Raw genomic sequence first — 24,036 nt, 5'->3', positions numbered from 1 at the left:
GTGGCGGATGGGGCAGGCCCTACCTCCCGGCGGCGGGCTGCGGGCTCTCGGCGCGGGTGAAGGCCTCCGCGGCCGGGGAGTGGTAGGCCGCCGCGAGGCGCAGCAGGCGGCGGGTCTCGGTCTCGAAGTCCAGCTCCGCGAAGCTGCCCGCCGCCGCCGTCAGCTCGGGCGGGTCCGCGACGGCGCCGCCGGCCGGGACGCGGCCGGCCAGCCGCTGCGCACAGGTGACGCGCAGCCAGAGCGCCTCGGCCAGCGCCTCGCCCGAACCGGGAGCGGCGTCGTCGGCGGTGGCCGCTCGGTCCGCCCGGGCCCGCAGCTCGTCGTCGGCGTGACCGGCAAGCACCAGGGCCGCGTCGCGGATCTCGATCACCCGGCGGTGCAGCAGCACCCGGGGGCTGCGCCCGAGCGGGGCGGTCAGCACCACCTCGGGCACCGCCGCGGTGAGCGAGGCCCACAGCGGCTGCAGCCGGCGCACCGTGCGCCAGGCCCGCAGCGCGGCGAGGGCGACCCCGACCGCCGGCATCGAACTGCCCAGCAGGACGAGCGCGATGGCCAGCCACTCGATGCCGTACAGCAGCGAGGCGGGCAGGAACATCGGCCGGGCGTCGAGTTCCAGCAGCACCTGGCAGACCCGCAGCACGGAGTAGCCGAGGCCGGCCGCCGAGCCCGCCGCGAGCACCCGCAGCCCGCTGCGCAGCCAGCCGGCCCCGGCCCGCCGCGCGTAGGTGCCGAAGAGCCAACTGGTCACGCCCATCGCGGAGCCCAGGTAGCCGGCCACGATCAGCGCGTACAGCGCGGCCGGCACCGATCCCGGGTAGGCCTGGTAGAAGTCGGTGACCTCGCCGTCCTGCCGGATCAGTGCGAAGCAGACGACCAGGCCGCTCTGGGCCGCGAGCAGCACGGCCAGCTGCGGCCGGCGCAGCCGGGGAGCGAGGTCGGGCCGGGCGGTCTGGGCGACGAAGGCGACCATCGCCGCGCAGGCGACCAGACCGATCACGTGCTTGATCGGCACCACCACGTTGGGCAGACCGGTGCTCGTGTCGACCCAGGCCGTCAGGCCCGGCAGGCCCAGGGTGACCATGACCGTCACGCCGGCGAAGGCGGTCCACAGCATCCGCTGGCGCGGGTTGCGCACGGCCGCCGGCAGCCGCCAGGCGGTCACCAGCCAGAGCATGGCCAGCACCACCACGTGGGAGAGCGGCACCGGTGTGTCGGCGGCGGGGGCGGCAGCGGCCAGCGGGTGCGCGAACGGGGCGGCGAGGGCGAGCGGCGGGGAGGTCATCAGGGAGGCCGGATTCAGGTGGGTGGCGGTCGGCGTGGGTCAGGTGCGGCGGGCCGGGTGGCCCAGGGCGTCGTTGAGCCGGGACAGCACCTCGGTGGAGCAGGGCGAGACGGCCTCGGCGCCGACCCGGGTGGCCCGCTCCAGGATCAGGGTGGCGAGCGACTCGGCGTCGGCCTCCTGGCGGCTGCCGTAGCCGTCGCGGGCCAGCAGCGCCATCAGCCGGTCGGTGGCCAGTCCCAGTTCCAGGTCCGCGGCCCGGGCGGCGGCCTCGGCCTCGATCGCGGCGGCGGCAGCGGTGGCGATCGCGCTCACCGCCTCGGGCGAGAGCGCGGGACCGGCCGACTCGGCGGGCGCCACCAGCGAGGTCAGCGAACCCGCCTCGGGGGAGACGTGGTCGAGCAGCATGTGCGAGATCTCGTGCAGCACGATCTGGGTCTTCAGGATCGGCGCCGCACCCGCCTCGTAGAAGATCAGGTCGGCCGTGTCCAGGCTGACCCAGAGTCCGCACGGCAGGTCGGCACCGGCCGCGTTCTCCACCGGCACCAGGTGCAGCGGACGGCCGCGGTCCTCGGCGATGGCCGCGCAGAACTCGGTGAGGTCGAAGGGGGTGGGGACGACGAGCCGGTCCACCAGATCGGACAACTCGGACCGCGGCTGCCTGCGCCATCTCATGGCCGCCTGCCCTCTCCACTGTCGCCGTGCCGCCGCCCGACCGCCGCGGCCCGCCAGCCGCTCCCGGACGTTCGAGCCTGTAGCTTAAACGTTCCGTGGAGCGACGGTCACGTGTGGCGCTGTGCAGGTGCGGTGCGGGCTGCGCCCCGGCTCCTTCACCGGGAGCGGGCGCCGTACGGAGGGCGGGAGCCGGGGTCAGCGGTCCCGTCCGCGCCCGCGCTTGGTGCGGCCCACCTCGGGCAGGCCCTCCACCGCGCGGACCTGGTCGACGATCGCCCGCAGGCCCTTGAGCGCGCGCGGCGACAGTCCGGCCAGCCGGAAGGCGACCGCGCGGATGTCACTGTCCGCGAGCACGTCGGCCAGTTCGTCGGCCGGGGTCGGCGCGGGAGCCGGCGAAGGGGTCGGCGAAGGGGGCCGCGCGCTGCTGGCAGCGCTCCCACCGGCCGGTTCGGCCGCACCGGCGCCGGCGGCCCGGCCACCGCTGCCCGGACCTGCCTTCAGCTCGCGCACCCGGGCTTCCACCCGCTCGGCCACCGTGTCGTCCAGGAAGTAGCCGACCGGCACCCCGAAGAAGGCCGCGACGGCCTCCAGCGTCTTCACGGTCGGGTTGGTCTTGGCGCCGGTGCGGATCTGCTGCAGCGTGCCGTGCGAGACGGTCGGACCGTCCGGCCCGGCCTGCTCGCGGATCGCCTGCGCGACCTCGTGGTAGCTGAAGGGGCCGCGGCCGGCGGGATGGATCTCCTGGAAGAGGTGGTCGAGTCTCTCCGCGATGGTGCGCCGGCGGTCCTCGGCCTGCTCGGGCATCGACATCGCCACTCCCTGATCCCCCGATCCGCGGGGTACACCGCGACCCACCCCTGCGCTCCGGCACTTGACGCTGTTCGTGTTGAAGGCCCCAGTATCCACTGAAATGGACGCGGACGACGAGCGAACGGGAAAGTCCCTGGTCAACCGCTACTCTCCGTTATCACGGTTGACAGCCCGGGGAGGGTTCAGCGTATGTTTCAGCGCATGCCGTCCAACAAAATAGACGGCACTGGGACGGCGCGCGGTCACACGGGGGTTGACCGCGCGCCGTCGGCCTTTGCCGTTGCCCCCGGGAGCCCGATCGGCACCTGCGAGGATGGACGGGTGACCCAGGCAGCCGCGCGCCCCCGACTGATCGCCACCGACCTCGACGGCACCCTGCTGTGCAAGGGCGGCACCGTCTCACCGCGGACCGCCGCTGCGCTCACCGCCGCCGAGGACGCCGGCATCGAGGTCGTCTTCGTCACCGGCCGCCCGCCGCGCTGGCTGCGGCTGCTGGGCGAGCACATCGGCGGCCACGGCGTGGCGATCTGCTCCAACGGCGGGGCGGTCTTCGACGTGCGGCGCGAGCGGCTGCTGGAGACCTTCCCGATCGCCGCCGCCGACGCCCGTGCGGTGGTGGACCGGCTGCGCGAGCGACTGCCCGACACGGCCTTCGCGTTCGAGTCCGCGGGCGGCCTGACCCGCGAGCCGCAGTACGAGGCGCTGATGTGGGGCGACGACGAGGCCTTCGCGGTGGCCCCGGCCCGGGAGCTGCTGGCCGACGCCACGGCGGACACCGCCGCGGGAGCCGCGGCGGGCTGCTACAAGATCCTGGCCAAGCACCCGGGGCTCGACCCCGACAGCTTCCTCGCCGAGGGCCGCCCGGCCATCGGCGAGCTGGCCGAGATCACCTGCTCCAGCCCGATCGCGCTGCTGGAGATCAGCGCGCGCGGCGTCACCAAGGCCAGCACGCTGGCCCGCTGGTGCGCCGAGCGGGGGATCGACCGCAGCGAGGTGGTCGCCTTCGGCGACATGCCCAACGACCTGGAGATGCTGGCCTGGGCCGGCACCTCCTACGCGGTGGCCAACGCCCACCCCGAGGTGCTGGCCGCCGCCGCCCAGCACACCCTGAGCAACCAGGACGACGGCGTGGCCCGGGTGATCGAGGAGCTCATCACCCGGGCCGGCAGCGTCTCCTGACGTCACGTCACCGCGCTCAGCCGAAGCGCCCGTTGACGTAGTCGGCGGTGCGCTGGTCGACCGGATCGGCGAACAACTGCTCGGTCGGGCCCGCTTCGACGATCCGGCCCGGCGTGTCGTGGCTGGCCAGGAAGAACGCGCAGGACTGCGAAACCCGCTGCGCCTGCTGCATGTTGTGGGTGACGATGACGATGGTCAGCCGCCCGCGCAGCTCGGCGATGGTCTCCTCGACCCGGCGGGTGGAGGTGGGGTCCAACGCCGAACACGGCTCGTCCATCAGCAGGATCTCCGGCTCGACCGCCAACGAGCGGGCGATGCACAGCCGTTGCTGCTGGCCGCCGGAGAGCGCGCCACCCGGCGTGCCGAGCCGGCTGCTCACCTCGTGCCACAGCCCGGCCCGGCGCAGGCTGTCCTCCACCAGGTGCTCGCGGTGGTCCCGGCTCACCTTGATGCCGGCCAGCTTCAGCCCGCTGGCCACGTTGTCGGCGATCGACATCGCCGGGAACGGGTTGGGGCGCTGGAAGACCATGCCGATCCGGCGGCGCACCTCGGCCGGCCGGCGGCCGTGCGCGTAGACGTCCTCGCCCTCCAGCAGGACCTCGCCGGCCAGTTGGGCGCCGCGCACCATCTCGTGCATCCGGTTGAGGATGCGCAGGTAGGTCGACTTGCCGCAGCCGGAGGGCCCGATCAGCGCGGTGACCTCGCCGGCCGCCATGGTGAGCGAGACCCGCTCCAGCACCTTGTGCGAGCCGAACCAGGCGGAGATGTCCCGGGTCTCCAGGCCGCGGAGCCGGGCCGGCTCCGCCGCCAGGGGCTCCCGGGGGACGGTGGTGGTCATCGGGCGGGTCCTTTCAACAGCTCAGTAGCGGTCGGGCAGCAGCTCGGTACAGGTTCGGCGGCGGCTCAGTACAGGTTCGGCAGCAGCGCTGCGGCGTTCTCGTAGCAGGCCCAGAGCAGCGCCGCCAGCACCGGCGCAAAGGTCAGGTAGGCCGCCCGCCGGTGCCAGGAGCGCACCGCCAGGGTGGCCAGCAGCACCGCGCCCAGCAGCGCCGCGCCCCAGAGCTGGAAGGCGGCCAGCGCCCCGGTGTCCTGGGCCAGCGCGTGGTCCGCGGCGGACAGCGCGGGGCGGCCCAGCGGGTTGGGCTGCGGGTCGCCGTCCAGCCGTGCCCCGACCTGCACGGTGCCGGTCGGGATCCAGCCGGAGTCGCTGGTGGTGAGCACCATCCGGTCGGGGGCGGCGTCCTGGACGGGGTGCCCGCCGTCGCCGTAGGCGTTGACCGTGTAGCTGAACCGGCCCTGCCCGGTGGAGACGAAGATCCGGTCGCCGGCCCGCAGTTCGGACAGCCGCCCGAACGGTGAGCCGAACGAGGCGCCGCGGCCGAACAGCACGCTGACCCCGGCCTGGCCCGGCAGCGCGGTGTCCCGCCGGTGGCCCGGTCCGCGCATCAGGTCGCGACCGGTGGTGCCCTCCACCACCACGGCGTGGTGCAGGCCGATCCGCGGGATGTCGAGGATCGCGACCGGCGCACCGTCCGCCGCCGTGCCGACCGGCGCGGTGGCCTGGGCGAGCTGGTAGCGGAAGGTCTGGTAGGCCGCCGCCTGGTAGTGCATCTCCTGCAACGGGGAGAGCGCGGCCAGGTAGACCGCGAAACCGAGCAGCAGGGCGGCGAGCAGCGTGGCGGCCCAGGCCGCCTGGAGCAGCCGGCGCCGCAGGGGGGAGGGCCCGGCGGCCGGCGGCGGCTCGGTGCCGCCGGCGGGCGGGACGATCCGCTCCAGCACCACGGTGTCGTCGCCGGCGCCGGCGCCGGTGTCCGTGGGGGCCGTGGCGGGCGCGCCGGCCGGGCTCATCGCGGGCCCCCGGTGGAGCCGGCCGACCGGCGGCGGCGCAGCCAGCCGCCGAGGAACGGCGGGACGGCCACCACGGCCAGCAGTTCGACGGCGGTGATCGTGGTCAGCGCCCAGTTCTGCGGCCGGCCACCGACGTTGACCACGCTCGCCGCCACGTCGCTGGCACCGCCGCCACCGTCCGGCACCACCTGGCCGGTCTGCGGGTCGATGGTGGTCCCGCCGCCGGCGCCGCCACTGCCCGCACCGCCCGCACCGCCCGAGCCGCCGCTGCCGCCCGCACCGCCGACGCCGCCGCCAGAGCCCCCGGCGTTGCCGGTGGAGCCGCCGCCACCACCGGTGGTGCCGGAACCGCTCCTGGTACCGCCGGTCCCCGCACCCGGCTTGCCGGTGGCGCCGGTGCCCCGGCCGGCCGAGCCGCCGCTACCGCCCGCACCACCAGTGGAGCCGCCACCGGGGCCGCCCGCACCGCCCGAGCCGCCGCTGCCGCCCGTACCGCCTGCGCCGGCCGTACCGCCGCCGCCACCCGAGCCGCCCGCACCGCCCGTGCTGCCGCCGCTGCCCGAACCGGTCGGGTTCCCGGTGGGGTTGCCGGGGTCGCAGCCGAGCGGGGCGCCCTGGTGGTCGCACTCGCTGGGCATCGGGGCGTTGGTCAGGATGGTCAGCTGACCCGAGGAGTCGAAGGTCGGGTTGGGGCAGTTGCTCAGTGTGTTGGGGTCGACGTTGCCGTTGTAGCCCGGGATGTGGGTGACCTGGAGCAGCCCGCCGCGCACCAGCCCGCGCGGGATCGGGGAGTAGCCGATCGAGTCGATGCCGCTCTTGCCGGTCGCCTGGCCGCCGCAGAGCACGTAGTCCAGGTACTGGCTCAGCGCGGCGCCCTTGGCGTCGTTGAAGCGCGGCGGTGGCGGCTGGGCGGCCCCGGCCCGCGGCACGATCACGTAGCTGTAGCTGGAGATCGGGTACGAGCGCTTGTCCGGGTTGCTGTAGACGCCGTCCAGGTCCTGCTGCAGGAAGTCCGGGTCGGTCGGGGGGGTGTTGTCGTCGACGCCGCGGATCTTGGCGGCGGTCAGCGCGACCGCCACGTTGGAGGCGGTGGGCAGCGTGTAGTACCCGGCCGGGTTGAGCACCTTGACCACCGGCCAGCCGCTGGTGAGGGCGAAGGCGTACTCGTCGTAGCCGATCGCCCCGGTGTCGGCGGGCTGCTCGATGTAGTGGGCCACCTGGTCCGAGCCGTTCTGCGCGATCATGCGGCCGGAGGGCGGGAAGAACTCGGTGTAGTCGCCGCAGCCGACCTGGTTGACGCTCTGGCAGTACTGGTCCCACTGCGCCTGGTGGGTGTGCTCCATCCAGCGGGAGAACTGCGCGGTGGCGCCGGAGCCGTCGGAGCGGATCACCGGGGTGACCTGGATGTGCGGCAGCGTCTTGGGGTAGGAGGCCTTGATCTTCGGGTCGTCCCACCAGGTGATCTTCCCGGTGAAGATGTCCACGATGTTGTCCGGGGACAGCCGCAGGTCGGTGATCTGCTTGCCGCCGATCGACAGGTTGTACATGAAGGCGGTGCCGCCGGCGGTGATCGGCACGTAGGAGTAGCCGTAGGTCGGGTTCTCCGCGTTGCCGACGCCGGCCCCGTGCTGGTCCTGGGAGGCGCCGTTGTCGGTGGCGGTGCGGAACGGCACGTCGGAGGCGGTGAAGTCGTCCTGGCCGTTCTCCCACTGCTGGCGGCCCGCCGCCGAGCCGTTCGGGTTGAAGTTGAGGTTGATGCCCTGGTTGGCGACGTCGGTGCGCCACTTCTCGATGGCCGGACCCGCCCAGCTCGAACCGTCGGCGTTCAGCGTGGTGCCGGCGAAGGCGGTGCCCTGGCCGAGCAGCAGCACGAGGACGGTGAGCGCGAAGGAGAGCAGCAGGGCCGGCGTCCGGCCGGCCCCTCGACGGGCGCCCGGGGCGCGGGCGGGGCGGTGAGCGGTGGCCCACGGCATGGCGGTTCCTCCGGTACGGAAGGCGGTGGATGTGCTGACGCGGCGTCTGTTCATCGGCCGACCGCCGCCCGACGGGCGATCCTGCGGCGCTGACGGCCGCTCAGGTCGCCCGGACGCCGGCCGCCGATCAGGCGCGCGGTGACGAAGAGGACCAGCACCACGACCATCAGGGTGAGCCCGGCGGCGAAACCGCGGGCCACCATGGCGGAGTAGGGCTGGCGGACGTAGGTCCAGATGAACAGCGGCAGGCTCATCTGGTGGCCGGCGAACGGGTTGCCGTTGAAGCCGGCGGTGACCCCCGAGGTGAGCAGCACCGGCGAGGTCTCGCCGACCCCGCGCGCCATGCCGAGGATCACCGCGGTGGCCAGGCCCGGGCGGGCGGTGGGCAGCACGACGTTCCACACGGTGCGCCACTGGCTGCCGCCGAGCGCGTAGGAGGCCTCCCGCAGCGTGCCGGGGACCAGCCTGATCACCACCTCGGCGGCCCGGGTGACGATCGGCATCATCATCACGGTGAGCGCCAGCGAGGCCGCGAAGCCGCTGGGCTCCAGACCGAAGGTGAGGATCACCACGCCGAGCACGAACAGGCCCGCGACGATGGACGGCAGCGCGGTCATCGCCTCCACCAGGGTGCGCACCGGCCGCGCCGTGCGGCCGCCGACCTCGGACATGAAGACGGCCGCCGCGATCCCCAGCGGCACCGCGAAGAGCGTGGCCAGGCCCAGCTGTTCGAGCGTGCCGACCACCGCGTGCAGCGCGCCGCCCGAGCTGATCGCCGAGGTCGCCGAGGTGCGGTTCATGGTCTGGGTCAGGAAGTTGGCGTGCTCGGCCGCGGGCAGGCCGCGGACCGCGAGGAAGCCGAGCTGCTCGACGATCAGGAAGGCCAGCAGCAGCCCGGAGCTCCAGGCGACCAGGGCGACCAGCCGCTCGCGCACCACCGGCCTGGGCCACTGCAGCACACCGAGCGCGTAGCTGAAGCCCAGGAAGAGCAGGTACCAGAGGATCAGGAAGCCCTGCGCCCCGCTGAACGGCAGCAGCCGCTCGTAGAGCAGCCAGTCGAGGGCGAGCGAGCCGGCCAGGGCGGCGAACAGGGTGCCCACCTCGGCGCGGGTGACCCCGCCGAGCTTGCGGCGGCGCTCGGGCGCCGCGGGCGCGGCGGCCGGCGCAGGGACGGGCGCGGAGGTCCCGGTGAGCTGCACGGTGGTCACGGGTGGCGAGCCTTTCTCGGTGCGCGGTTCGGTGTGGGCCATCGCGGTCAGTCCGCCGTCGAGGCGCCGGAGCGCGAGCGGGCGACCACGACCCCCGCCAGCACGTTGACCACCAGGGTGAGCGCGAAGAGCACCAGGCCGGCCGCCATCAGCGCGGAGAGCGAGATCCCGTCCGACTCGCTGAAGCGCAGCGCGATCAGCGCCGAGATCGAGTTGGCCCCCGCCTCCAGCACATGGCCGGTGATCTTGAACGCCGGCGAGATGATCAGGGCGACCGCGATGGTCTCCCCCATGGCCCGCCCGAAGCCCAGCATCACCGCGCCGATCACCCCGCCGCGGCCGAACGGCAGCACCACCGAGCGGACCATGCCCCACCGGGTGCTGCCCAGCGCGTAGGCCCCCTCCCGCTCGCCCTGCGGGGCCTGCGAGAAGACCTCGCGGCTGAGCGAGGTGATGATCGGGATGATCATCAGCGCCACCACCAGGCCCGCGATGAAGGTCGAGGAGGTGTAGGAGGTGCCGATGTCCCCGGTGCGCACCTTGAGGAAGGGCAGCACGCCGCCCAGGTGCAGCGCCATCCAGCGGACCAGGCCGAGGATCCGCGGCTGGAGGAAGAAGAACCCCCACAGGCCGTAGATGATGCTCGGCACCGCCGCCATCAGGTCGACCATGGTGGTCAGCGGGCGGCGCAGCCGCACCGGCGCGTACTCGGCGATGAACAGCGCCGCCGTCAGCGAGACGGGCACCGCGAAGACCAACGCGACCACCGCGATCAGCACGCCGTCCGGCAGCACGGCCGCGATGCCGAAGACGTGCGCGGCCGGGCTCCACTTCTGGGTGGTCAGGAAGGACCAGCCGGTGGCCCGGAACGCGTCGCTGCCGCGGATCAGCAGGAAGGCGGCGATCAGCCCCATGATCGCGAAGACCGAGTAGCCGGCCAGCCGCAGCGCGATCCGGAAGACCAGGTCGCCGCGGGTGGCGGGGGCGGTGATCCGGCGCGGGCGGTCCAGCTCGGCGGCGCCCGGCGGCGGGGGTGGTGGCGGGGGTGGTGGCGGGGGTGTCACGGGCGGTGCAGTGGTCATGGCGGATCTGCTCTCCGGCTCCGAAGGGATGGGCGGTCCCCGGCCAGCCGGGGAGGGGCGGTCCTCGGGCCGGTCGGCCGGGCCCCCCGGAACGGAGGGGCCGGCCGACCGGCGGACCGGGGCAGCGGGCGACGGGCGACGGGCGACGGGCGACGGGCAGGCCCTAGGCCGACGGTCCGCCGCGGCCGATGGCGCCGCGCAGCCTGGCGACCACCCGGGCCCCGGCCGGCGTCCCGCCGAGGACCAGCCCCGCCGGGCCGCCGACCAGCAGCACCGCGCCGGTGATCAGCACCACGGGCAGCAGCACCCGGGCCACCCCGGCCCGGTCGGGCGCCGGGGTGCCGATCACCGCGACCGGGGCGGTGGCGGGCTCGGTGGTGCTCGGACCGGGCGAGGCCGTGGCGGCCGGGGAGGCGGTGGACGGGGCGGTGTCGGCGGGCGGGGTCGCACCGGAGCCGCCGTCGGCGCCCGTGCCGAGGCCACCGCCGGTGCCGGCGCCCTGGCCCGAAAGACCGTTGCCGGAGCCGGAGTCGGCGGGCGCGGCGGTGAGACCGGAGCCTCCTGCCGTGCCCCCGGAGGTGTCCGGCTGGGAGGCCGCCGCGGGCGCGGACGGCTGGTCGCCGGTGGACACCGCAGTGACCGGGATGGCCGGGGTGCTCGCGGGCGGGGTCGCCGCGGCGCTGGTGGGCGGGGTCGCGGGCGGGGTGGTCGGCGGCGGGGTCGGGCCGGTCTGGTTGCCCGGCAGTGCGCTGTCCTGGGCCGCGACGTGCTGGACGGCGTCCTGCGCGAAGCCCTGCTGACTTGGCGTCAGATCGGTGTAGCCGGGCCCGAGCCGACCGGGCGCACTGCCGTAGAGCTGGCCGCCCCCGAGGTCGGTGACCTGCTGGAGGAACTGCGAGACCGCCGTCGCCTTGGCGGTGTTCAGGCCGGAGGTCGGCGCCATCGCGTACTGCACCATGGTCAGCGGGTAGGCGTTCGGGTCGCTCGCGTAGCTCGTCCCCGGTGCGCCGTACGGCAGTTGCTGGGTGTAGGTCTTCGGGTCCACCGGCATGTCGTTGACGGCGGCCTGCATCGAGCCGATCAAGGGCGCCACGAAGGAGCCCTGCTGGTTGAGGAGTTGGGCCTCCGGCAGGCTGTAGGCCTCGGCGTCGGCGCTGTCGATGATGCCGATCAGCTGGCGCTGGCCGACGAAGGGGGCCGGGCAGTGCGGGTTCGAGCCGGTGCCGTCCTTCAGGACCAGCAGGCAGGTCGGCTGGTCCGACAGGAGGTGTCGCACGGTGTCCGTGAGACCGCTGAGCACCGGCGACCACTCGTACTGCTTCATGTGGTTGTCCGCACCGGTCGGCGGTGGGCTGACGTAGCCGGTGCTGTCCTGCGGGATCAGCGTGTCGACCGGGTAGCCGGAGAAGGCGGGACGCTGGTAGTACGGGTCGACGTGCATGCCCCACGGGTCGGCCGAGCCCTGCAGGAAGGCGGCCGCGTCGGGGTCGGCCGCGATCCAGCCGGTGAGCTGGTGGACCATGTCGGTCGAGTTGCCGACCACGATCGGCAGGCTCTGCGGGTTGCTGGTGTCGCAGGCCGGCCACTGGAGCGGGGCGATCGAGCTCGCCGGGTTGAGCGCCAGGAACTCCGGGTCCTCGAAGAGGCAGCGCGGGTTGCCGGCCACCGAGGCCGGCGCGAAACCGGCTGGGGACTGCGAGTAGGACTGGGTGAGCTCCTTGGCCAGCAGCCGTGCGTTCAGCCGCAGTTGCCGGATCTGCCGGCCGGTTGCCGGGTCGTCCACCTCGAACACCACGGAGACGGCGGAGTTGGCGAGCGGCACGTAGACGTAGGGCCGGGGCGCCGGGGCGGTGTCGGGCCGGGAGGTCAGCGCCACTTCGGCGCCACCACCCCCGAGGAAGGTCTGCCGCGCCTGCGGCTCGCCCTGGGAGGTGTAGCCCGCGTAGATCGGCGATGCGGCCAGGCAGGCACCCGCCCGCCACTGCTGGATCGCGCGCTCGGCCATCGGCAGGCCGGCGGTCGCGAAGTCCGCGCTCGCGGCCTTGCAGCTGTCGGCGGTCGGTGCGAAGGAGAGCGGCACGACGGTCCGCTCGTTCCAGGCGCACCCCTCGCCCGAGGCGTTCCGGTTCACGTAGTTCTGGCTGAACAGCTCCGAGTCGGTGGCCAGGTCGAGGCCGCTCACGGTGTCGTAGGTGTGCACGTCGCAGTGGAGCGCGCCGGTCTTGTCGTGGCCCAGGTAGGCGGTGAGACCGCGGCTGTCGCCACCGTAGTTGGGCTCCACCACGATCGAGCAGGGGTGGGTGGAGTCGCAGCCGAGCGAGGGGCTCTGCTGCGAGGTCCAGGTCTCGATGTCCGCCGCCCCCGTGCCGTCCGCCCCGGTCACCCCCATCACCATGTTCGTGGGCAGGTCGGGCGTGGTCGTGCCGGCCGGGCGTCCGGGCTGCTGGAAGCCCTTGGTCCGGTCGCCGCCGTAGAGGGTCGAGCCGTAGCAGTCCGTCACCTGCGGGTCGGTCCCGCGGCACTCGTAGACGCGCACCGCGTAGCGCACCGTGCTGCTGCGCGGCTGGACGTTGGTGGCCTGCGCACCGTTGGCCGTGTAGACGCTGGGGGTGAACCCCTTCCAGGACACGTGGACGACCTGGTCGGTCAGATTGCCGGTCGCGGCCGCGGTCACGCTGCCGTTCGGCCCGTAGGTCCCCTTGGCCGGCTGCCAGAGGGCCGGCCCCTGGACGGTCACCGGCCCCGAGTCCGCCCGAGCCGACTGGACGGTGCCCAGGCTCAGCGGCAGCACCGCGAGCAGGGCGAGGACCGCCCAGGCGACGGTGGTGGACAGCCAGGCTCTGGCCCACCACCCGAGCCCTCTCGGGCTTCGGTCTCGGACTCTCATGAGGGAACCTCCGGCAGTGCACGGTGCGGGCGTGCGACGAGTACGGGGCCTGCAATGGGTACTGGCACGCGAATGGACCCACGGATTCCCGTGAGTCCATTCGCCCATGGGCATATGACGCTTGATGGCCGGTCAGATGTACGAGGCCCCAACCGGGCCCCGATGGCAGGGGTCCGCGTCGGTCAGCTGCCCGCGGTGAAGGTGAGCACGCCGGTGCCCGCGTGCTGGCGGGCGGTGAAGAAGGTGGTGGCGAGGTTGGTGTCCGCGTAGCTCGCGGCCTGGGCGTCGATCTCCAGGTCGCTGGAGGTCAGGGTCTGGGTGGCGCCCGCGGCCGTGATGACCGGGCGGGCCGGGTCGAGCAGCTTGACCGGGGTGGTCCGGCCCAGCGGCACGCCGGTGACCGCCCACTGGCCCGCGTTGAAGGACAGGTTGGTGAAGATGACGGTGCGGCCGTTGGTGACGTTCACCAGCAGCAGCCCGCCGCCGAGCTGGACGGTGCCGTAGAACCCGTTCAGGTTCGCCGCGCCGCCGGTCACCGGGAAGGTGGCCGAGAAGCCGGTGGCGGCGCTGAAGCCGGGGGTCGCGTTCGGCAGCGCGATGGCGAGGATGCCGTTGGAGGCGGCGTTCTGCAGGAAGGTGCTGTCCTCCTGGACCGCCAGGCTGCCGGAGGCGGTGGTGGTGGCCGGGGCGGCGGCCAGCGCGCTGCCGCCCGGACCGGTGACGGCCAGGGCGGCGGTGAGGACAGCGGCGGCGGCGGCGATTCTGACGCTGGTGCGGCGCATGGTGATCTCCTTCGTGCACGGGCATTGGGCGGGGAGCGGACCGGCGGCCAGGGGAGGTTCCCCTGGCCGCCGGGTGTGGCGCTGTACGACTACCGGTCGAGCGGTTGGATCAGGAGTGGGTCACGGCGCCGCAGGCGAACAGCGGCAGGGCCTGGAAGCCGTAGCTGGCGATGTCGGCCGCGGCGGTGGGGTCGCTGCAGATCCAGCCGGTGCCGCCGAAGATGTTCTGCAGCGCGGTGGAGAGCGTGCCGGTGCCGTTCAGCTCCGAGTCACGCAGCACGTTGTAGACCGTGCGGCCGTAGTTGGTGGCGGTGAAGGCCGGGTTCAGCGCGTTGCCGGCGATCGGGCTGGTGCCGTCCACGCTGCGCAGCGACAGGTAGCCGGGGGCGTCGGTGGTGGTGGTGTGACCGCCCACGGTCTGGCCGATGTAGTGCGCGGCGGAGTACGGGAAGACGGCGTTGACGTCGTTGAACACCGCGTCGGTGCCCTCGTTCTCCTCCGGGGTGTAGGCCTTGACGCAGGAGCCGGGGGTGACCGAGGTGCCGCCGCCGATGGCCTGCAGGAAGAACGCCCGGGTGCCGGAGTTGACCTGCGGGATGTAGGCGTCGATCGCGGCGTTCGGGCCGGTGTAGCCGGAGACGTCGGTGATCTGGTTCCAGTTGGTGATGGAGCAGGTGTAGATGCCGTTCAGGTCGGCGGTGCTCAGGTTGGCCGGCGCGTTGCCGCCGGTCTTGCCCGCCCAGGAGACGGCGTCACGGGCGAAGGCCACGAAGTCGTCGGTGCTCGGGTCGGTCGACTGCGGGGCGCGGGAGGAGCGGGCGAAGTTCACCGTGGAGCTGGTGTTGTTGTTCAGCGCGGTGATGCCGGCGCCGGAGCCGTTCGGGCGGGCGATGCTGGTCGCACCGGTCTTCGTGGTGATGTTGCCGGCCGGCGTGGCGTCGTAGCTGTACAGGCGCGGCGAGGTGGTGTCACCGGCGGCGGTCAGCGAGGCGTTGTAGTCGGTCGAGAACTGGCCAAGCACGGCCTGGATGGTGTCCGAACCCACGCCCACGATGTCCTGGGCGGCCGGGGTGACGGTCGGGTCGGCGCTGGCCTGGCCGGCGGCGACGGTGGCCAGCGAGGTGGCGATCGCGGCGGCGGCGAACAGCTTGGCGGCAGTGTGACGCATGGTGCTTTCCTCCGGTGGGAGAGGCAGGCATGACGTGTCCGGGTCCGGGGTCGGACCCGGGGTGCCAGGGGCCGCTGTCGCGTTGGCCCCTCTCGGCGGGACCGATCCTGTCCAGTCCGCGGCGGCGCCGGAAGCCTCGTCCCGGGCGGCCCAAGTACCGGTGAACTTCTGGGTTTTGTCGACTTGGTGGTTTAGTCGCAGGCCCCGCAGCCGCCGGTGCGGCCGTCACCCGGGGCAGCGGCGGCCGGCACGGCCCGACGTTCTTCTCGCGGTGGCGATTCGGGTCGCAACTGGCAACCTGGCGGTCACCAGGGCCACCGGCCCTCGCTGCCCACGGTCCGCAACTCCCGCTCCAGCGCGTTCAGTCCGCCCCGGAAGCTCTCCACGCCCTGGCGGCACTGGTCACGCCGCAGATAGCCGCGGGCGCTGCGGGCGATCGGCTCCTCGGCGAGCGGGCCGGGGCGGGTGGTGCGCGGCGGGAGGTAGGCCGACCAGCACCAGGCGCGCGAGGCGTCCTGTACGAAGGCATAGCGCAGCGAGGCCCGTTCGATCAGCAACTCGCGCAGTGCGGCGGCGAGTTCGGGCTCCGAGCGGTAGAGGCGGGCGGACCTGGCGAGCTGCCGCCCGTTGCTCGCGGCGAGGGACCAGCCGACCAGTCGGCCCGCGCCCTGCACGGCGAGCAGGCGCGGGCCGCGGGGGGCGGGGCGGGCGGGGCGTCCGGCCGGGCGTTCGGCCGGGCGCTCCGCCGGATGTTCGGCCGGGCGTTCAGGCATCGCCGCCGGATCTCGGCGGTCTCAGCGATCCGGGCCGGTCGGCCCCGGCCAGGGGGGAGCGCTCCCGCGCCGCGGTCGGCGGGTCCGCCGGTCGAGCCGTCGAGTGGGCCGGCGGGTCGACCGCCCGAGCCGTCGGGTCGGCCCCCGGGCGGGCCGCGGACCCGCCGGCCGGCTGGCGTTCCAGCAGCGCGGTGAACCGGCGGAACGCGTTCTGGCAGGTCGCATAGCGCTCGTAGGCCCGGCTGGAGCGCGCCTCCGGCACCCCGCGCGGGCCCGGGACCACCCAGATCCAGCCGATCCCGTCGCGCACGTGCGTGATCCGGGCGGTCAGCTCCACCGCGTACCCCCGTAACGCGGCAAAGGCCAGGTCGGCCTCCTGCGGCGACTCGTGCACCATCGCGGAGACCGCCACGATCCGACCGTTCGGTGCCTTGAGCTGCCACTGGTAACGGCCGTTCGCCACACGCTCGATCTGCACTCCGCCCCGGACCGTGTCCGCCCCGGACCGCCCGCCATCAGCTTGGCCCACCCGGCCCACCCGCCCCGTCCCCGGCGCCCCGCGGCCCCGCGCGGTGGCGAGAACACGTGGGCGTCACGTAGAGATCCCGTGCTCGGCACCCAATCGGCGCAACCGTATGTGTGCGGAACTGGACACGGATAGAGCGGATGCCCGTTCGGCAGCTCTATTGGCCGGGAAGTTCTCCCCCGTTAATCTTCGGCGGGCCCGGGGCCGGACGGGAGTGCCGCGCCGTGGCACAACTGCCCTGTGGGGCAGGCGAACTGAGCAGATGTGCGGTGGCCGTCAGCCGAGGCCGTGGTACCCGAAGGAGTAGGACACCGCCGGCTCCCCGGGCACGGTGACGTAGGAACCGCTCCCCCGCAGCCCGGTCAGCTCGCCGGTACCCGAGTCGGGGACGACCTCGAAGGCGCAGCGCACGCTGCCGTCCTCATGAAAGGTGCCGCGCTGCTCGATCACGAAGCCGCCCGTGCGGCCGTCGAGCCGGCCGGTCAGCAGCTCGAGGCCGTTGAAGGCGCCGGTCTTCCCGGTGGCGTAGCAGAGGGTGTACTCGCAGACGGTGCCGGTCGCCTCGATGCCGCCGGTGTAGTCGTTGGCGACCCGGACCCTGGCCAGCCGCGGGGCCGTGCCGCCGGCGCCGATCGGGTGCTCCTGCCAGTCGGTGGAGGTGAAACGGCCGGTGGTGGTGGTCGTGTTGCTGCTGGTGTCGGTCATGACGGTCCTCTCGGTGGGGTTGCCCGCACCACCCTGGCGGGGATACCTGCCACCTTCTGTCAGGTATCCCCGCCGGTTCCGGCAGGATGGCCGGATGCGCGCCGACCGCCTTCTCGCCCTGCTGCTCCTGCTGCAGAACCGCGGCCGGCTGACCGCCGCGACGCTGGCCGCCGAGCTGGAGGTGTCGGTCCGGACCGTCTACCGCGATGTCGAGGCGCTCGGCGCAGCCGGCGTCCCGGTGGTCACCGAGCGCGGCCCGGCCGGCGGCTACCGCCTGCTGGAGGGCTACCGCACCCGGTTGACCGGGCTGACCGACGCCGAGGCCGGCTCGCTCTTCCTGGCCGGCGCCCCCGGACCGGCCCGCGACCTGGGGCTCGGGGCCGCGCTCACCGCCGCCCAGCTCAAGCTCCAGGCGGCGCTGCCGGAGCAGGCGGCGGCCCGGGCCCGGCGGATCCAGGACCGGTTCCACCTGGACGCCCCGGCGTGGTTCCGCGAAGCCGAGCAGGTGCCGTGGCTGGGGGATCTCGCCCGGGCGGTCTGGGAGCAACAGGTGGTGCGCTGCCACTACCGGCGCTGGGGCGGGGAGGTGCGGCGCGAGCTGCGGGCGCTGGGGCTCGTGCTCAAGAGCGGGATCTGGTACCTGGTCGCACTCGCGGAGCCGCAGCCGCAGCCGGAGGCGGTAGCAGAGGGGGCGGGGCCGGAGGGGGCGGAGGGGTCGGAGGCGGGGACGAACGAGGCGGACGGGGTCGGGGCGGCGGACGGCGGCGAGCGGCGCGGCCCGCGGACCTACCGGGTGTCGCGCTTCCTGGCCGTGGAGCAGACCGGCCGGAGCTTCGAGCGCCCGGCGGACTTCGAGCTGGCCGCCTACTGGACGGCCGCCGCCGACCGGCTGACCGCCATGCTCCACCAGGGGACCGCCGAGCTGCGACTCTCCCCGCGCGCAGCGCAGTTGCTGCCGGCCCGCTTCGGTGCCGTCGGCGCACGAGCGCTGGCTCGGGCGCAGGCGCCCGGACCGGACGGCTGGATCCGGCTCACCCTCCCGGTGGAGTCGCCGGCCGTCGCGGTCGGCGACCTGCTCCACTTCGGCTCGGAGGCCGAGGTGGTGGGCCCGCCGGAGCTGCGGGCGGCGCTGGCCGCCGAGGTGGCCGCGCTCGCCGCCCGTTACCTGCCCTAGGGAATGGGGCCGGTCCGGAGACCACCGGCCATTGCCGTCGAACCCTCCATTGTTCTATAAGTAATAGAGCAGACAGACAAGAGCGGGGGCCACCGTGATCCTCACCCTCGACCTCACCGGCGAGGTCCCGATCTACCAGCAGATCCGGGACCAGGTGGTGGCGGCCATCGCCGTCGGCGACCTGGTCGCGGGCAGCCCGCTGCCCGCCACCCGCCAGCTCGCAGCCGACCTGGGGATCAACTTCCACACCGTCAACAAGGCCTACGACCTGCTGCGGCAGGAGGGCCTGCTGATCCTGAACCGCAGGACCGGCGCGGTCGTCCAGCGCGACCCGGGCTCCGGCCCGCCGTCCGCCGAGTTCGCCGAGCAGTGGCGGCTGCGGCTGCACACGCTGCTCGCCGAGGCGGTGGCCCAGGGCCTGGACGGCCCCGCCGCGCTGGCCGCCTGCGCGACGACGCTGCGCGGCTTCGGCCTGCCCGTCCCGCCAGTCCTGTCCGCAGCCGTACCAGACACACCTGTACCGGAGTTGGGGGATTCGACATGAGCACCACCGTTGTCCTGTTACTGACCGCCATCGGGCTGCTGCTGCTCGGCGCGGCCTGGCTGATGCCCTCGCTGGCGCTCGCGACGCTGCCGTTCGGCGTACGGGTCCCGGACGAGCGGGCCGATGCGCCCGTGGTCGGTGAGCAGCTGCGGGCCTACCGGTGGTGGATCGCCCTGGCGGGCGGCGCGGTGCTGGCGGCCGGGACCGCCTGGGGGCTGGCCGGCGGCGATGCCGCGGCCCTGCCGGTGACGCTGGTCGCCCTGCTCGCCGTCCAGTTGGCCGGCTACCTGCGCGCGCACCGGGCGATCGCCGCGGTCAAGCAGCGCGAGGGGTGGTTCGACGGGCTGCACGAGGGCGTGGCCGCCGACACCTCGCTGCGCACCGACCCCGCGCGCTTCCCGTGGCTCTGGTCGCTGCCCGCCGTGCTGCTGACCCTCGGCACCGCGGTGGCCGGCGCGCTGCGCTACCCGTCGATGCCGGCCCAGCTGGCGATGCACTTCAACGGCCCCGGCCGGGCGGACCGTCTGGCGGCCAAGTCGGTGGGCAGCGCCTTCGCGCCGGTCATCGCGCAGGTGGTGCTGACGCTGGTCATGCTGCTGGTCGGCTGGGCCGTCTTCCGGGCCCGGCCCGACCTGGACCCGGCACGGGTGAAGGTGACCGCCGAGCAGCACCGGCGCTTCCTGGCCCGGATGGCGCGCAGCCTGATGGTGCTGACCTTCGGCGCCGACCTGAGCATCACCGTGGCGGCCTGGCGGATCTGGGACGGCGCCCGCACCCTGTCGCCCCTCGCCCTGCTGCTGCCGACGGCCCTCGGGCTGGCCGTGGTGCTGGTGGTGGCGATCAGCAGCGGCCAGCAAGGCAGCCGGAGCCCGGCGAGGGAGGCCGCGGGAGTCGCCGACGTCACCGGGGCCGAGGCCCGCAGCGGCAGGCCGGCGGTGGTGCACCGGGACGACGACCGGTACTGGCGCCTCGGCGGCCTGTGCTACGTCAACCGCGCCGACTCCGCCGCCTTCGTGCCCAGGCGCTTCGGCATCGGCTGGACGATCAACCTGGGCAGCCCGTACGGGATCCTCTTCCTCGCGCTGACCATCGCGCTCGCGGTCGGGCTGCCGCTGCTGACCGGCTGACCGGCTGACCGGCTGACCGGTCGACCGGCAGCCGCTGCTCACCGGCTGACGTCCTGGATCAGGAGCCGAACCAGCCCGCCACGTCCAGCCGGAAGAACTCCGGCGACGCCATGGTCCGCAGGTCCTGCTCCAGGGCGCGCACCCGGCCCTCGCCCAGCTCAGCCGCCCAGCGGCCCCGCAGCTGCTCGAAGACGGCGGCCGAGCGGGCCAGCACGTCCAGCCCGCCCGGGGTGAGCCGGACCAGCTTGCGCCGGGCGTCGGCCGGGTCGTCCACGCGCTCCGCGTAGCCGAGCGCCTCCAGCCGGTCGATGGTCTTGCCGGCCGCCTGCTTGGTGACGCCCAGCCGCCGGCCCACCTCGCTCGCGCTCGCGCCCCGCACGCCGATGGCCTGGAGCGCGAAGCCGTGCGCCGGGCGCACCTGCGGGTGGCCCTGGCGGGCCAGTTCGGTGTGCAGCTCGTCGATGATCGAGCGGAAGCCGGCGAAGAGCAGCAGCGGCAGCTCGAAGCCGTACCCCGCCCGGTCGCCCGCGCCGTCGTTCGTCCGGTCGCCCGTCCCGTCGCCCGCGCCGCCGTCCGCCCCGCCGTTCAGGTGCTCAGCCATCGCTTCTCGCTCCGTCCTTGCCAAGATAGACAACCTGGTTTACGTTTTTAGTCAACCACGTTGTCCATTTTACGACGCACGAGGAGACCGATCCATCATGTCCTGCGAGCACTTCCCCACCCACACCCCCGAGACCGCCCCGGCCGCCGCCCGGCCCGCCATGGCCGCGACCGCCAGCCACCTCGGCTACCTGCCCACCCCGGTGCGCACGATGGCCGAGTCCCCGGAGCTGCTCTCCGGCTTCCTGGAGCTCAACAAGCGCTTCGAGAGCAGCACCCTGGACGCACTCGCCCGCGAGGTGCTCGTCCTGACCATCGCCACCCGCAACGCCTGCCACGTCTGCGTCGCCATGCACACCGGCCGGCTGACCGGCATGGGCGCCGACCAGTCGCTGATCACCGCCCTGCGCGCGGGCGCCGCGCTGGACGAGCCCCGACTGGAGGCGGTCCGGCTCTTCACCCTGGAGCTCCTGGCCACCTCGGGCGCCGCATCCCCCGAAGCGCTGGACGCCTTCCTCTCCCACGGCTACACCCCGCGCAACGCCCTGGAGGTGGTGCTCGGCATCGGCACCTACACCCTCTCCACCCTCGCCAACCGCCTCACCGACGCCGAACTGGACGAGCAGCTCGCCCCGTTCGCCTGGGCGTAGGAGCCGGAAGACCCTAGGGACTGTCCGGCGGATCTTGCCGGACGGTCCCTAAGCCGACCCGGGCCCGCGCCTCACAGCCGTGCCGACCAACGCGCCCGGGTACCACGGCGGTTCGGGCCCGGCTCGTGCCAGGCGTCGCCGCCCAGGTGCTCGGCGCGGCGGCGCAGATTGGCCAGCCCGCTGCGCCGCCCGCCCGCCGGGATGCCGACGCCGTCGTCGGTGACGGTCAGCAGCACGCCCGGACGGCCCGCGCGGTCCGGGACCTCGGGATCACCGGAGACGGGGTGGCCCTGGTCGTCCAGGTGGACGGTGGCGTCCAGTTCGACCCCGACCCGCGAGGCGCGCGCATGACGTGCCGTATTGGAGAGCATCTCCCTCAGCGCGGCGAGGAGTTGACGGGCCGTCGCATCGCCGACCAGGTTCTCCACCGGCCCCATGAAGGTGATCGACGGCTTGAAGCCGAGCGCAGCCGCCGCCTGGCTGCCCTCGCGCAGCACCCGGGTGCGCAGGGTGTCCGGCTCGTCGCCGTGGTCGTCGTGCTGGAGGGCGTAGATGGTGGTGCGGACCTCCTGGATGGTGGCGTCCAGCTCGTCCACCGCGTGTCCGAGCCGGTCCACCTCCTCGGGTACCTGCGCCTTGCGGGCCGCGCTCTCCAGCATCATGCCGGTGGCGAAGAGCCGCTGGATCACCAGGTCGTGCAGGTCCCGGGCGATCCGGTCACGGTCCTGGAAGACCGCCAGCCGCTGCTGGTCCCGCTGCCCCTCGGCCAGCCGCAGGGCCAGCGCGGCCTGGGAGGCGAAGGTGGCCGCCAGCTCCTTCTCGCTCTGGCTGAACGGCCGCGCCCCGTGCCCGCGCCAGACCACCAGCCCGCCCAGCACCCGGCCTGCCGCGACCATCGGCAGCGCCATCGAGGGGCCGTAGCTGCGGGCCAGGCGCATCACCAGCTTCGGGTCCTTGGACATGTCGTCGATGAAGATGCTCTCCCCGTCGCGCAGCCTGGCCGCGTACCCCGACCCCGGCACCAGCTCGCCGACCACGTACTCCGCGTCCGCACCGGAGGCGTGCGAGACCCGCATGCTGCCGTCACTGGTCGGCAGCATGATCATCCCGAGCTCGGCGTCGGCCAGCTCCCGCACCTGCTCGGCCGCCACCGACAGCGCCGAGTGCGCCTCGTCGGTGGAGAGCAGTGCGGTGGTCACGGCGGCGGCCCCCGCGATCCACCGCTCCCGGCGCCGGCCCGCCTCGTACAGCCGGGCGTTCTCGATCGCCACCCCGGCGGCCACCGCCAGCGCGTGCACCACCTGGGCGTCCTCGGGCGTGAACCCGCCGCCGCCGCGCTTCTCGGTCAGATAGAGGTTGCCGAACACCTCCCCGCGCACCCGGATCGGCTCCCCGAGGAAGGAGCTCATCGGCGGATGCTGCGGCGGGAACCCGGCCGACCGCGGGTCCCGGCTCAGATCGTCGAGCAGCAGCGGCTCAGGATGGTCGATCAGCACCCCGAGGATCCCCCGCCCCTGCGGCAGATCACCGATCCCGGCGGCCGTCGCGTCGTCGATGCCCACGTGGATGAAGTCGCTCAGCCCCTGCCCGAACGGCGAGACCACCCCGAGCGCCGCGTACCGCGCGTCCACCAGCTCGGCCGCCCCCGCCGCGATCCGCTCCAGCGTGGCGTGCAGGTCCAGCCCCGCCCCGACCGAGACCACCGCCTCCAGCAACCGCTGCATCCGGTCCGCGGCCACCTGCAACCGCTCGGCCACCTCGGTCACCAGCTCGTCCAGCCCGAGCGAGGAGATCTCGGGCACGCGATGGGGGGTCGCTTCGGTGACGGGGACGGCGGTGGCGTCGGGCTCGGGGGTGCTCGGCATGCTTCGAGCGTAGGCGGTGGGCAGCGGAAGCGACGGGAGGAACTCAGCGTCACCACGGGCCACCACAGAGCGTGACTCGCCCCTCCCGGTGCCGTTAAGCAGATCATGAACACTCACATCAACACTCGACGCATCACGACCGCACTGGCCGCCCTGGTCGGCGCCGCCCTCCTCTCGGCGGCCGTACCCGCGGCCGGCTACGCCGCGGTGGCCGGCTCGACCCCGGCGGCCACCGCCGGCACCCGCGCCCCGGCAGAGACCCGGAACCCGAAGACGATCAAGCCCGCCGACTACAACCAGGCCCGGAGCATCCTGGCCAACGCCGGAAGCCAGACGGCAGCCAAGTCGCACCCCGTCCACGGCAAGGACGACGTGCCGGTCAACTACGGAACGAACCTGCTCACCGCGGCCCGCGACGAGTTCCGCCAGGCCGACCGGGGCCTGCCGGCCAAGGACAAGAAGTCCGACATGTCGATCCCGCACTACAACGCCGTCCACTCCGCCGCGAAGGCGATGGGCATCGACCGCTGGTGACCGCCTGACCACCACCCCGGCGAGCCCCGACCACCCCACGTCGCGGCTCGCCACACCCCCGGAGCCCGCCATGAGTACCGTCCTGTGGATCAGCACCGAGACCTGTGCGCTCGGCCCCTACCGTGCCGACCTCGTCGAGACGTACTGGCGCTGGGAGCAGGACCCGGCCCTGCTGGTCGGCTACGGCCGCCAGAGCCCGGAGTCCCTGGAGGCGCGCACCGAGGGGATGGCGCACCAACTCCGGGGCGGGAACCTCCGGTTCACCGTCTACGGGTTGGGTACGGGTGAGCCCGTCCCGGTGGGAGTCACCACCCTGCTGCCCGACCACGCCGTGCGGACCGCCGAGTACGTGGTCATGCTCGCCCCCGAAGCCCGCGGCCACGGCCTCGGCACCCAGGCCACCCGCCTCACTCTCGACTACGCGTTCCACATCACCAACCTGCGCATGGTCTGGCTCAAGGTCCTCGCCCCGAACAGGGCCGCCGTCCGCGCCTACGAGAAGGCGGGGTTCCGGCAGGTTGGCACCCTGCGCGAGGCCGGCTACTGGCTCGGCGAGGTCTGCGACGAGGTCCTGATGGACGCGCTGGCCGCCGACTTCACCGGCCCCTCGGTGATCACACCGCTGGTGCCGCCCGGAGTTGAGTAGG

General features: G+C 73.8%; 23 protein-coding genes. 7 read left to right on the top strand and 16 right to left on the bottom strand.

Translation table 11 applies throughout. The features are described 5' to 3' along the window. Positions 1 to 19: 19 nt before the first annotated feature. The 3 genes from OG500_RS20620 to OG500_RS20610 all read right to left on the bottom strand — a co-directional run bounded on the left by OG500_RS20620 (position 20) and on the right by OG500_RS20610 (position 2,764). Positions 20 to 1,282 carry an MAB_1171c family putative transporter gene (locus OG500_RS20620; protein WP_329582336.1) on the bottom strand — a complete coding sequence of 421 codons (1,263 nt, stop codon included), beginning with the start codon at positions 1,280 to 1,282 and terminating at the stop codon, positions 20 to 22. 39 nt (positions 1,283 to 1,321) lie between these two features. Further along, positions 1,322 to 1,954 carry a hypothetical protein gene (locus tag OG500_RS20615; RefSeq protein ID WP_327068139.1) on the bottom strand — a complete coding sequence of 211 codons (633 nt, stop codon included), beginning with the start codon at positions 1,952 to 1,954 and terminating at the stop codon, positions 1,322 to 1,324. A gap of 195 nt (positions 1,955 to 2,149) precedes the next feature. After that, entirely contained in the window at positions 2,150 to 2,764 is a 615-nt protein-coding gene (locus tag OG500_RS20610) for a helix-turn-helix domain-containing protein (RefSeq protein WP_329582333.1), read from the bottom strand. Between the two features lie 321 nt (positions 2,765 to 3,085). Here OG500_RS20610 and OG500_RS20605 point away from each other — a divergent pair, with 321 nt between their 5' ends. Beyond that, the gene (locus OG500_RS20605) at positions 3,086 to 3,943 is read left to right on the top strand and encodes an HAD family hydrolase (RefSeq protein WP_327068137.1); all 858 of its coding nucleotides are present in this window, start codon (positions 3,086 to 3,088) and stop codon (positions 3,941 to 3,943) included. 16 nt (positions 3,944 to 3,959) lie between these two features. Here OG500_RS20605 and OG500_RS20600 read toward each other — a convergent pair whose 3' ends face one another. From OG500_RS20600 to OG500_RS20550, 11 genes are all read right to left on the bottom strand, one after another. Then, complete coding sequence (locus OG500_RS20600) at positions 3,960 to 4,781, bottom strand: phosphate ABC transporter ATP-binding protein (RefSeq protein WP_329582329.1); 822 nt, start codon at positions 4,779 to 4,781, stop codon at positions 3,960 to 3,962. A 65-nt stretch (positions 4,782 to 4,846) separates the two neighbouring features. Beyond that, on the bottom strand, positions 4,847 to 5,791 hold the full coding sequence (locus OG500_RS20595; RefSeq protein WP_329582326.1) for a sortase: 945 nt from the start codon (positions 5,789 to 5,791) through the stop codon (positions 4,847 to 4,849). Continuing rightward, positions 5,788 to 7,764: a substrate-binding domain-containing protein gene (locus tag OG500_RS20590; RefSeq protein ID WP_329582323.1), complete on the bottom strand. Its 1,977-nt coding sequence runs from the start codon at positions 7,762 to 7,764 to the stop codon at positions 5,788 to 5,790. The genes OG500_RS20595 and OG500_RS20590 overlap by 4 nt, the downstream gene beginning before the upstream one ends. A gap of 50 nt (positions 7,765 to 7,814) precedes the next feature. Further along, positions 7,815 to 8,972 carry a phosphate ABC transporter permease PstA gene (gene pstA, locus OG500_RS20585; protein WP_329582320.1) on the bottom strand — a complete coding sequence of 386 codons (1,158 nt, stop codon included), beginning with the start codon at positions 8,970 to 8,972 and terminating at the stop codon, positions 7,815 to 7,817. Between the two features lie 47 nt (positions 8,973 to 9,019). Further along, positions 9,020 to 10,054 (bottom strand): phosphate ABC transporter permease subunit PstC, encoded by a 1,035-nt coding sequence (gene pstC, locus OG500_RS20580; RefSeq protein ID WP_329582317.1) that lies wholly within the window; start codon positions 10,052 to 10,054, stop codon positions 9,020 to 9,022. Between the two features lie 163 nt (positions 10,055 to 10,217). Further along, positions 10,218 to 12,941 (bottom strand): hypothetical protein, encoded by a 2,724-nt coding sequence (locus OG500_RS20575; protein WP_329582315.1) that lies wholly within the window; start codon positions 12,939 to 12,941, stop codon positions 10,218 to 10,220. Positions 12,942 to 13,123: 182 nt separating this feature from the next. After that, a complete protein-coding gene (locus OG500_RS20570) occupies positions 13,124 to 13,723 on the bottom strand; it encodes a hypothetical protein (RefSeq protein ID WP_329582312.1) in 600 nt (199 codons plus the stop codon). Positions 13,724 to 13,832: 109 nt separating this feature from the next. Continuing rightward, positions 13,833 to 14,891 (bottom strand): substrate-binding domain-containing protein, encoded by a 1,059-nt coding sequence (locus tag OG500_RS20565; RefSeq protein WP_329582308.1) that lies wholly within the window; start codon positions 14,889 to 14,891, stop codon positions 13,833 to 13,835. A gap of 305 nt (positions 14,892 to 15,196) precedes the next feature. Beyond that, on the bottom strand, positions 15,197 to 15,664 hold the full coding sequence (locus OG500_RS20560) for a hypothetical protein (protein ID WP_329582304.1): 468 nt from the start codon (positions 15,662 to 15,664) through the stop codon (positions 15,197 to 15,199). Further along, positions 15,657 to 16,142 carry a hypothetical protein gene (locus tag OG500_RS20555; protein WP_329582301.1) on the bottom strand — a complete coding sequence of 162 codons (486 nt, stop codon included), beginning with the start codon at positions 16,140 to 16,142 and terminating at the stop codon, positions 15,657 to 15,659. The genes OG500_RS20560 and OG500_RS20555 overlap by 8 nt, the downstream gene beginning before the upstream one ends. A gap of 324 nt (positions 16,143 to 16,466) precedes the next feature. Then, positions 16,467 to 16,895, bottom strand: a complete 429-nt coding sequence (locus OG500_RS20550; protein WP_329582299.1) for a DUF3224 domain-containing protein — start codon at positions 16,893 to 16,895, stop codon at positions 16,467 to 16,469. 94 nt (positions 16,896 to 16,989) lie between these two features. Between OG500_RS20550 and OG500_RS20545 the strand changes: the two genes are divergently transcribed. The 3 genes from OG500_RS20545 (at position 16,990) to OG500_RS20535 (ending at position 19,740) form a co-directional block, all read left to right on the top strand. Beyond that, on the top strand, positions 16,990 to 18,069 hold the full coding sequence (locus OG500_RS20545) for a helix-turn-helix transcriptional regulator (RefSeq protein ID WP_329582296.1): 1,080 nt from the start codon (positions 16,990 to 16,992) through the stop codon (positions 18,067 to 18,069). A gap of 94 nt (positions 18,070 to 18,163) precedes the next feature. After that, on the top strand, positions 18,164 to 18,613 hold the full coding sequence (locus OG500_RS20540; RefSeq protein WP_329582293.1) for a GntR family transcriptional regulator: 450 nt from the start codon (positions 18,164 to 18,166) through the stop codon (positions 18,611 to 18,613). Next, positions 18,610 to 19,740, top strand: a complete 1,131-nt coding sequence (locus OG500_RS20535) for a DUF1648 domain-containing protein (RefSeq protein WP_329582290.1) — start codon at positions 18,610 to 18,612, stop codon at positions 19,738 to 19,740. The genes OG500_RS20540 and OG500_RS20535 overlap by 4 nt, the downstream gene beginning before the upstream one ends. A gap of 58 nt (positions 19,741 to 19,798) precedes the next feature. Here OG500_RS20535 and OG500_RS20530 read toward each other — a convergent pair whose 3' ends face one another. Then, on the bottom strand, positions 19,799 to 20,341 hold the full coding sequence (locus OG500_RS20530) for a MarR family winged helix-turn-helix transcriptional regulator (protein WP_327068122.1): 543 nt from the start codon (positions 20,339 to 20,341) through the stop codon (positions 19,799 to 19,801). A gap of 97 nt (positions 20,342 to 20,438) precedes the next feature. Between OG500_RS20530 and OG500_RS20525 the strand changes: the two genes are divergently transcribed. After that, positions 20,439 to 20,990, top strand: coding sequence for a carboxymuconolactone decarboxylase family protein (locus tag OG500_RS20525; protein WP_329582286.1), 552 nt, complete (start codon positions 20,439 to 20,441; stop codon positions 20,988 to 20,990). Between the two features lie 71 nt (positions 20,991 to 21,061). On the opposite strand, the gene OG500_RS20520 is transcribed toward OG500_RS20525, so the two are convergent. Then, the gene (locus OG500_RS20520; protein WP_329582284.1) at positions 21,062 to 22,855 is read right to left on the bottom strand and encodes a sensor histidine kinase; all 1,794 of its coding nucleotides are present in this window, start codon (positions 22,853 to 22,855) and stop codon (positions 21,062 to 21,064) included. A gap of 105 nt (positions 22,856 to 22,960) precedes the next feature. On the opposite strand from OG500_RS20520, the gene OG500_RS20515 reads away from it, so the two are divergent. Both OG500_RS20515 and OG500_RS20510 read left to right on the top strand, forming a co-directional pair. Beyond that, positions 22,961 to 23,389, top strand: coding sequence for a hypothetical protein (locus OG500_RS20515; RefSeq protein ID WP_329582282.1), 429 nt, complete (start codon positions 22,961 to 22,963; stop codon positions 23,387 to 23,389). Positions 23,390 to 23,459: 70 nt separating this feature from the next. Next, positions 23,460 to 24,035 carry a GNAT family N-acetyltransferase gene (locus OG500_RS20510; protein WP_327068118.1) on the top strand — a complete coding sequence of 192 codons (576 nt, stop codon included), beginning with the start codon at positions 23,460 to 23,462 and terminating at the stop codon, positions 24,033 to 24,035. The last annotated feature ends 1 nt before the right edge of the window (position 24,036 follow it).

This window comes from Kitasatospora sp. NBC_01250, from assembly GCF_036226465.1.
Classification (GTDB): domain Bacteria; phylum Actinomycetota; class Actinomycetes; order Streptomycetales; family Streptomycetaceae; genus Kitasatospora.
Note: the sequence above shows the minus strand (reverse complement) of the source record. Positions and strands in the feature narration are given on the sequence as shown.

Coding starts and splice junctions, on each gene's coding strand:
- OG500_RS20620 (WP_329582336.1), bottom strand. CDS start 1,282: ATGACCTCCCCGCCGCTCGCCCTCGCCGCCCCGTTCGCGCACCCGCTG.
- OG500_RS20615 (WP_327068139.1), bottom strand. CDS start 1,954: ATGAGATGGCGCAGGCAGCCGCGGTCCGAGTTGTCCGATCTGGTGGAC.
- OG500_RS20610 (WP_329582333.1), bottom strand. CDS start 2,764: ATGTCGATGCCCGAGCAGGCCGAGGACCGCCGGCGCACCATCGCGGAG.
- OG500_RS20600 (WP_329582329.1), bottom strand. CDS start 4,781: ATGACCACCACCGTCCCCCGGGAGCCCCTGGCGGCGGAGCCGGCCCGG.
- OG500_RS20595 (WP_329582326.1), bottom strand. CDS start 5,791: ATGAGCCCGGCCGGCGCGCCCGCCACGGCCCCCACGGACACCGGCGCC.
- OG500_RS20590 (WP_329582323.1), bottom strand. CDS start 7,764: ATGCCGTGGGCCACCGCTCACCGCCCCGCCCGCGCCCCGGGCGCCCGT.
- pstC (WP_329582317.1), bottom strand. CDS start 10,054: ATGACCACTGCACCGCCCGTGACACCCCCGCCACCACCCCCGCCACCA.
- OG500_RS20575 (WP_329582315.1), bottom strand. CDS start 12,941: ATGAGAGTCCGAGACCGAAGCCCGAGAGGGCTCGGGTGGTGGGCCAGA.
- OG500_RS20570 (WP_329582312.1), bottom strand. CDS start 13,723: ATGCGCCGCACCAGCGTCAGAATCGCCGCCGCCGCCGCTGTCCTCACC.
- OG500_RS20565 (WP_329582308.1), bottom strand. CDS start 14,891: ATGCGTCACACTGCCGCCAAGCTGTTCGCCGCCGCCGCGATCGCCACC.
- OG500_RS20560 (WP_329582304.1), bottom strand. CDS start 15,664: ATGCCTGAACGCCCGGCCGAACATCCGGCGGAGCGCCCGGCCGAACGC.
- OG500_RS20550 (WP_329582299.1), bottom strand. CDS start 16,895: ATGACCGACACCAGCAGCAACACGACCACCACCACCGGCCGTTTCACC.
- OG500_RS20545 (WP_329582296.1), top strand. CDS start 16,990: ATGCGCGCCGACCGCCTTCTCGCCCTGCTGCTCCTGCTGCAGAACCGC.
- OG500_RS20535 (WP_329582290.1), top strand. CDS start 18,610: ATGAGCACCACCGTTGTCCTGTTACTGACCGCCATCGGGCTGCTGCTG.
- OG500_RS20530 (WP_327068122.1), bottom strand. CDS start 20,341: ATGGCTGAGCACCTGAACGGCGGGGCGGACGGCGGCGCGGGCGACGGG.
- OG500_RS20525 (WP_329582286.1), top strand. CDS start 20,439: ATGTCCTGCGAGCACTTCCCCACCCACACCCCCGAGACCGCCCCGGCC.
- OG500_RS20520 (WP_329582284.1), bottom strand. CDS start 22,855: ATGCCGAGCACCCCCGAGCCCGACGCCACCGCCGTCCCCGTCACCGAA.
- OG500_RS20515 (WP_329582282.1), top strand. CDS start 22,961: ATGAACACTCACATCAACACTCGACGCATCACGACCGCACTGGCCGCC.
- OG500_RS20510 (WP_327068118.1), top strand. CDS start 23,460: ATGAGTACCGTCCTGTGGATCAGCACCGAGACCTGTGCGCTCGGCCCC.